1 protein-coding gene is annotated in these 1,568 nt (G+C 67.0%); it reads right to left on the minus strand.

Annotated features, from left to right (window positions below):
- Positions 1–32: 32 nt before the first annotated feature.
- Entirely contained in the window at positions 33–1,274 is a 1,242-nt protein-coding gene (locus ACLJQ7_RS42600; protein ID WP_410653871.1) for an IS110 family transposase, read from the minus strand.
- Positions 1,275–1,568: the final 294 nt, after the last annotated feature.

The raw sequence follows: 1,568 nt of genomic DNA on the forward strand, positions 1-1,568 counted from the left end.
AAGTCCGTGAAGACATCCCTGGGTTTTGGTTGTCAAGCGGCTGTCGGTTGTTTCCTGGTTTGTCCGGTTATGTTGTGGTGTGTCCAGGCGGTTGTTTCGTTGTAGTGGGTGTGGGTTTTGAGGCATCCGTGCAGGATCCCGACGAGCCGGTTGGCGAGCTGGCGTAGCGCGGCTTGGTGACCGGTGCCTCTGGCTCGGTGCATGTCGTAGTAGGCGCGTGCTCCGGGCGAGGCCCGCAGCGCTGATTGCGCTTGCCGGGCCAGCGCGTCGACGAGGCGGTCGTTGTGCACGAACCGGGCCCGCACGGTGGTTTTGCGGCCGGAAGCGATGGTCAGCGGGCTGGTCCCGGCATAGTTTTTACGGGCCTTCGCTGATGCGTAGCGGGTGGTGTCGTCTCCGAATTCGGCGAGCACCCTGGCACCGAGGATCGGTCCCAGTCCTGGCTGGGACTTATAGATCCCGGCGTCAGGGTGCCGGCCAAAATGGGTCTTCACTTCGCTTTCGAGCTGGGTGATCTGCTCGGTGAGGGTGGTGATCACCGCAATCAGCGAGCGGGTGATCGCGGCGGAGGCCGCGGTCAGGACCGGGCCGCGGGTCAGCTGCTCGGCTCGCAACGCGGCCTGGATCGTGGTGGCTTTGCCGTCGATATCGCGCCGTCGGGCGCGGGTGAGCGCGGCGGTGATCTGTTTGCGGGACAACCGGGCCGCGCTCTGCGGGTCGGGGGCCTTCGCCAGCAGCGTGAGGGCCTCGGGCGCGGCCAGGTCGGGGAAGGCCTCCAGCGCGGCGGGAAAATAGTCCCGCAGCGTGGCCTGCCACCGCAGCACCTGCCTGGTCTTGTCCCAGATCAACGCCTGATGCGCCCGGGTCAGGCCCTGCACGCCGTCGGCGAGGTCGCTGTCGCCCGCGACCTCACGCAACTGATGGGCGTCGGTGCGGACCAGATCGGCCAGCACATGCGCGTCACCGGCGTCGCTTTTCGCCCCCGACACCCCGAGCCGGTCCCGGGCCCGCGCCGATTGCCGCGGGTTGACCGCGAACACCCGATACCCCGCCGCGACCAGCGCCGCCACCCACGGGCCACGATCGGTCTCGATCCCGACCAGCACCTGGCCGGGTTCGGCGTCCTCGGGCAGGAACCGCGCGAGCAGCCCATGCAACCGGGCAATCCCCTCGACCCCCTCCGGCAACCGGGCCTTGCCCAACCGCCGCCCCGCCTGGTCCTGAACCTCCACATCATGATGATCAGACGCCCAGTCATCACCGACGAACAACACCACGCCGCACCAGCTCCCGCCCTATCCGGACCATGACCGGCAGCCACGCGGAAGAAGATCAACGGCCTAATGGTCGAGTGCTCACACCACACGGCAGGCACGACATCCCTCAAGTGATCAACTTCTCCCGCTACCAGCAAAGGGCACGGTCTTCACGAAGGTCTCGCAAAACCCAGGCCTCACGAGTGCTCACCCGCCAGCAGCCACCACATCCAAGCCTGCCAAACCCAGCCCGGACACAACCCATTAGGCCTCCTTGAGGGACCCAGAGTCCCTCAAGGAGGCCTTCACGGA

This window comes from Amycolatopsis sp. cmx-4-54 (assembly GCF_046548895.1).
Taxonomy (GTDB): domain Bacteria; phylum Actinomycetota; class Actinomycetes; order Mycobacteriales; family Pseudonocardiaceae; genus Amycolatopsis.